This window comes from Leptospira wolbachii serovar Codice str. CDC, from assembly GCF_000332515.2.
Lineage (GTDB): Bacteria > Spirochaetota > Leptospiria > Leptospirales > Leptospiraceae > Leptospira_A > Leptospira_A wolbachii.
Genome location: NZ_AOGZ02000015.1, coordinates 1 through 5,322, shown reverse-complemented (window position 1 = coordinate 5,322; position 5,322 = coordinate 1). Strand labels below are relative to the sequence as shown.

5 protein-coding genes are annotated in these 5,322 nt (G+C 33.6%); all 5 read left to right on the top strand.

Annotated elements, in window-relative coordinates:
• Window positions 1-240: 240 nt before the first annotated feature.
• Window positions 241-1,263, top strand: a complete 1,023-nt coding sequence (locus tag LEP1GSC195_RS17390; protein ID WP_040507221.1) for a DUF5677 domain-containing protein — start codon at window positions 241-243, stop codon at window positions 1,261-1,263.
• Between the two features lie 722 nt (window positions 1,264-1,985).
• Complete coding sequence (locus LEP1GSC195_RS17380) at window positions 1,986-2,264, top strand: hypothetical protein (RefSeq protein ID WP_015682812.1); 279 nt, start codon at window positions 1,986-1,988, stop codon at window positions 2,262-2,264.
• 376 nt (window positions 2,265-2,640) lie between these two features.
• Window positions 2,641-2,961, top strand: coding sequence for a DF family (seleno)protein (locus LEP1GSC195_RS17375; protein WP_040507220.1), 321 nt, complete (start codon window positions 2,641-2,643; stop codon window positions 2,959-2,961).
• A 230-nt stretch (window positions 2,962-3,191) separates the two neighbouring features.
• Complete coding sequence (locus LEP1GSC195_RS17370; protein ID WP_156827690.1) at window positions 3,192-3,587, top strand: hypothetical protein; 396 nt, start codon at window positions 3,192-3,194, stop codon at window positions 3,585-3,587.
• A 120-nt stretch (window positions 3,588-3,707) separates the two neighbouring features.
• Window positions 3,708-4,061, top strand: a complete 354-nt coding sequence (locus LEP1GSC195_RS20315) for a putative phage abortive infection protein (RefSeq protein ID WP_408605948.1) — start codon at window positions 3,708-3,710, stop codon at window positions 4,059-4,061.
• The last annotated feature ends 1,261 nt before the right edge of the window (window positions 4,062-5,322 follow it).

Here is a 5,322-nt window from a genome sequence, read left to right as displayed (position 1 = left end):
GAGCAAATAAAAAATAATAAAGAACTTAAAGCCAGTTAAACCCAAGCACGTCGTATAACAGCATCTAACCGCTTCGCTTCGGGACTTCGCCCTCGCTCGGTCTGCGACACATAGGCTTCTGGCACTCCCCTTGCCTTCGCAAGTGTCGTGACCAGTCCCTAACGTCCCGTTCCGGGACTCAGGGCCAGCCTACGTCGGTTAGCCTAGTTCGTTAGCCGAAATTTGGTAAAAACTTAAAATATGCATAATGATAATCTCCTGAATTTAATAATAGAAAAGCTTCAACTAAAAAAAGAAAGCCTCAATGAAGTAAAATCCATAATAGATTCATACGAAAAACTAATAGAAACAGATTTTAACGGAAGCGACTACAGCAAATTAATCTCAACACGCGAATATACTTCAGGATTTAAACATAGGCTTTTATTTGAATATAGTAAGCCAATACAAGATATGGAAATCTTTATTGAGCATTGTAAAGGAATCGCAGAAACCACAGCAAAAAAACTAGAGAGTGATAAGTCCAAGAAAGCTGAAATCTTACTACGACTACAACAAAAATCAACTTTATTAGCTAGCGAGATAGTCTATTTAATCAAAGGAGGATATCCTTCTGCTGCAATCTCAAGATGGCGAAGCATATTAGAAGTTTCAGTAGTTACTTCCTTTCTTGCATTGCATGAAGAAGAGATTTCAATACGATATTTTGAATACGAAATCGTCGAAAGAAAAAAAGAAATGGAAGTTTATATAAGAAATGCAGATTATTTAGGTTTCGAAAAAATTCCAGAATCAACACAGGAAAAAATTAACAACAAATATAATAAAATTATAGAAAAATACGGGAAATCATTTTCAAAAAATTTTGGTTGGAGTCATTCCATTTTATCGAAAGATAGAATTTCCCTAAATGATTTAATGGAAAAAACAAACTCACATTATCTACAACCATTCTATCAATTCGCAAATAACTATGTTCATGGCGGTCCAAAATCATTAATCTACAATTTAGGTTATATAGATGGTGTCTCCGGTAAAAATACGATTTCCGGAAGTTCAAATATCGGTTTCACAGACCCTGGACAACTTACTGCTCTATGTTATTATAATGTTGTCTTTTCTGTCTTTAGCTTTAATCCATCAATAGAAGGAATTCTATCGCTTTTATTTCTTTATCCTAAAATTACGAAAATTGGAAAAAATTTCTCCGATGTAGAAAAATCAATTATTGATAGGGAAGCACAATCAGATTTTCCCGATTAATACCAAACTTCGGCTAACAGCGGGGAAACGCTTCGCTTCGGCACGAGGCCTCGCTTGGGCTACGCCACATTTCCCTTCTGTCACTCGTTTGCATCCGCAAACTACGTGCCAGTCCCTAACGTCCCGCCGGGACTCAGGGTCGGGAAACGTCGTCTCCCCTAGTTCGTTATGCGAAATGGAGCAAAACAATGACTTATGAAAATCTAGATTCCTTAAAAAAGGAATTCCCTAATTGGAATTTTGTATGTGAAGAAATTTCAAACAACATATATTCAATGAAGGCAAAAAATAATTACGGACATAAGGTATCATATAAAGGCACAGAGTACAATGCAATTTTACAGAAATGTGCTGAACATATTCGAACATTTGAAATGAACTTACCTAACCTGTCAAAGTAATAGATAATATAGATTTTGTTTACCAACTTACTTTTGATTGGATCTACCACCAAAATACAAATCTATTAATTAAGGTCAAACTACACTTACAAATTTCTTTTCATTAGACCACCAATACTTAAGTCAAATAGCAATTTCTATTACTACTTTCTCTCTTTAAATGAAGATCAAATATATGATCTAAAAGTAAGTTGCTTCAAATGGAATGAACACGAATAATTTTCAGATTAACCATAACTCAAATCACTTGATTAACTATATGGCTATATTTACTTCAAACCATATAGTATTTCACAGAAAAAAATAAAAGGCTTTAAAGATATGCTAAAAAAGATAAGCAAAATACATAAAGTATTCCTATATATTAACGCAATATTCATTCTAAATTGCGAAATCGAAATCACGAAAAAAGAAAATGAAAAAAGATGTAGAGAGTATCTGTTAACAGGCTTATTAAGTTCAGAAAATTCGGAGAATCCCGCTAGTAAAAAAGAAGAACTTAAAGAATCCAATCTCATTTTTTATGGTGCATGTCTAACTGGTAGAAGGCCATTTGGCGGAACAATACAGGATACAATAAAAGAATCAAAACCATTCTAAAGCTCCACTTCGCATAACAGCATCTAACCGCTTCGCTTCGGGACTTCGCCCTCGCTCGGTCTGCGACACATAGGCTTCTGGCACTCCCCTTGCCTTCGCAAGTGTCGTGACCAGTCCCTAACGTCCCGTTCCGGGACTCAGGGCCAGCCTACGTCGGTTAGCCTAGTTCGTTATGCGCAAGCCTAGTTGATACTTTTAATTATAAGAATTTCAAACTTCGAATTAGCAATTATGAGTTAAATCTGGAGAAATTACTATTATATGAATTGTCAATCTCTCGGTTTTGATATAGTCTAAATATTAATATAGGTTTATTATCGTGATGAATACAAAGCAGAAAGCCGATTTCAAAATTTTATTAGTGATGGTATTTTAGATGATTGAGTTTCAATATTTTAATGATTGTCCAAATGCAAGTACTACTTTAAATAATCTAAAAACACTAATAAAAAAAAATGTTATTAATATTAATGAAGTAAAAATTGTTGAAATTGAAAGTCCTGAAGATGCTGCCAAACTTAACTTTCAAGGATCACCTACAATTTTAATTAATGGGATTGACATTTATACAGGGGAGATTCCAGATAATACAAATTTTTCATGTAGATATTATCTTTTCGATGGTAAAAGGACAGGCATAATGAGCGAAGAGTATATTAAATTAAAATATGAACAATACAAAATAAAACAAAAATGAATTACTGCGCAAGCGGTGGTTTAAATTTATTCTGGTTTTCAACTTGGCCAGCGCATAACAGCGACTTACCGCTACGCTTCGGCACTAGGCCTCGCTCGGCCTACGGCAAATTCCCTTTCTGTCACTCGTTTGCATCCGCAAACTCCGTGCCAGTCCCTAACGTCCCTCCGGGACTCAGGGTCAGGGAACTTCGGTAAGTCTAGTTCGTTAGTCGCAATTACTAGATTACTATGAAGATTAAAATAATTAATTACTTTGCAATTTCATCTTTCTTAATAGGAGTTATACTTCTTATAGTTTTGATTTTTCAATTTTCATTAAGCGGATATAAATTTTCCATTAACGAAATTAATATCGAAGATTCAAGCAAAATAGTATCTATCATTCAAGGACTACTTAGTACCATTTGGCTAATTACAACTATATCTCTTTTATTCTTAACTTTTTTTCTTCAAAAAGAAGAACTTCAAAAAACAACGACTTCATTTAAAATTCAAAATGAAGATACGCATTTTTTCAATTTATTAAATGCATTCTTAAGTATTAGGAATAATGTCGAATTTTCATTCTACGTAGAAGAATTCAATAGTGAAAATGCATTCCCTACTTTAAATGAAAAAACATAACAGGAAGCAAATATTTTCAAAACATATATTCATGGTTTATAATGTTTACAGAAGTTTTCAAAAACAATGGTTTGCCGAGAAAAGAAAAAGGAAAATATAAAAAAGCATTAAATATCATTTTTGGCATTGAAGAAGATTTCTATAAAGGACACATTCAAACCATATATTCGAAATCTAATAAAATATTCTATTCAAGCTTGTTCGTCTTTATACCTTACGTTAATTTCCGATCATTTTATGAATTACCTTAATTTTCTTAAAGAACTTATACAGTATGGCGAGAAAAGTGAAAACAAAACCAACTATCGCGAATATATTAAATCGATACTTTCTATAGATGAAAAAAGACTGCTATTCTATTTCTCGCTGTCTGACCCTAAATTATTGGAGTTGTCTAAAGAATTAGATTTATTTATCAATCTGCATCCAGCCGACCTGATAAGTAAAGATCACTATATATTTTATTCCACGTAACTGCGACTAACAGCGGGGAAACGCTGCGCTTCGGCACTTACGGCCTCGCTTGGGCTGCGCCACATTCCTCTCCGTCACGCTTCTCGCTACGCAAGAAGACGCGCCGACGCTAACGCCTTCTACGAAGGCTCAGCTACGAGGAACGTCGTCTCCCCTAGTTCGTTATACGACATACGCGTAGACTAATCTAACAAAATCAAAATAACAAAATATGACTAATTTAAGAAAATTCAAATTGTATATATACATATACACGATTTTCTCACTAATTTCCTGTAAAACTGAAAGAGAACCATTTGATTGCGAAGCTTATCATCGGCCTAACCTTGCAATAAGCTGCACTAATGAAGAATCACCAGACTTCTGTCTGATAGAAATCTTAAGTTATTATAAATGCAAAGAAGAAAATTCAAAAAAACTATTTAACAAATTTGAATTTTAGATAATACACCATTGTTAAATTACAAAAAGCATATTTCAATAATTAGTATTTTGACTTTATTCTCCTGCAATTTTTTATTAAAAGGGCCTGAGCAAGAAGTTACTTACGATGAATTTTACATTCATAAAACATTTTCTACTGGAAATATATTTTTCGAATCAAATAATATTTCATTCTCGATTCCCAAAAATCAACTTACACACCCAACTCATTAAAGATAAAATACACTGAAAACGATCAAATTTTAGCTAAATCGATTGATCTTCAAATTAATAATCAATACTTTAAAATCTATCTTTCAGACAAAAAAACAAATTTAATAAGAGAAGTCTATGTTTCTAGTATAGACATAGAAACCAGCTTAATCAGTAATAAATATTTTCCAAAAATTGAAAACATAGTTTTTTATATAAAAAATGATAAGATCCAGAAAATTATTTTAGTAAACAAAGAAGACTTAGAAGTCTTAAATCAATTAATGAAAAATACCTCCCATTAATTAATGGAAAAATATAAAAAACTCAAGAACGTCGTATAACAGCGCGGAAACGCTTCGCTTCGGGACGAGCCCTCGCTTGGCCTGCGGCACATTTCCCTTCTGGCACTCGCTTGCATACGCAAGCTACGTGGCCAGTCCCTAACGTCCCGTCGGGACTCAGGGTCGGGAAACGTCGTCTCCGCTATTTCGTTATGCGCAAGTTCGCAAAAATTAGAATTAAAAATAAAAGTAAAAAGAATGGCAATACCACAATTTCAAGAAGCTATGAAACCTGTTCTAGACTTTCTTTCTAAAAATAAAGAAAGTCACACACGTAATAA

Bases quoted from the DNA above. Each gene is read 5' to 3' on its own strand.
- LEP1GSC195_RS17370 (WP_156827690.1), top strand. From the start codon at position 3,192: ATGAAGATTAAAATAATTAATTACTTTGCAATTTCATCTTTCTTAATA.
- LEP1GSC195_RS17375 (WP_040507220.1), top strand. From the start codon at position 2,641: ATGATTGAGTTTCAATATTTTAATGATTGTCCAAATGCAAGTACTACT.
- LEP1GSC195_RS17390 (WP_040507221.1), top strand. From the start codon at position 241: ATGCATAATGATAATCTCCTGAATTTAATAATAGAAAAGCTTCAACTA.
- LEP1GSC195_RS17380 (WP_015682812.1), top strand. From the start codon at position 1,986: ATGCTAAAAAAGATAAGCAAAATACATAAAGTATTCCTATATATTAAC.